Consider the following 438-nt stretch of genomic DNA (forward strand, 5'->3'; position numbering starts at 1 on the left):
TACACCCGAAGGCACATGGACCTGAACCATGCGCGTCTACCAATTCCGCCACGTGGGCATTGCTACTGCTTGCTGCTTGTCGCTGCGTGTTCTGCAGCGAGGACAAAATCATAAGGGCTGGCGCGCATTCGGTCAATCAACATTTCGCACTTTTCTTCAAGAAACATGTTTTTTCGTTTGAAAAGGGCTGTTCCCTATGAAAAAAGCTTAAATCTGCCTGTTTTTTCAGCGCTGACGCGCAGCTTTCTGTCCCCGCGCGGCCGGCTTGCCGGGAAGTAGGGCTTTTCGCCGCAGAAATGAAAAAAGCCGCAAACTCGTGAAAGTTTGCGGCTCTTTGCGAATTAGGTAATGGTGCCCACGAAGGGACTCGAACCCCTACACCCGAAGGCACATGGACCTGAACCATGCGCGTCTACCAATTCCGCCACGTGGGCATTG

General features: G+C 52.7%; 1 tRNA gene. It reads right to left on the minus strand.

Annotated features, from left to right (window positions below):
- Positions 1–349 precede the first annotated feature (349 nt).
- Positions 350–434: transfer RNA gene (locus K0F85_RS28365), tRNA-Leu, on the minus strand.
- Positions 435–438: the final 4 nt, after the last annotated feature.

This window comes from Janthinobacterium sp. UMAB-56, from assembly GCF_900095265.1.
Taxonomy (GTDB): Bacteria; Pseudomonadota; Gammaproteobacteria; order Burkholderiales; family Burkholderiaceae_D; genus Janthinobacterium.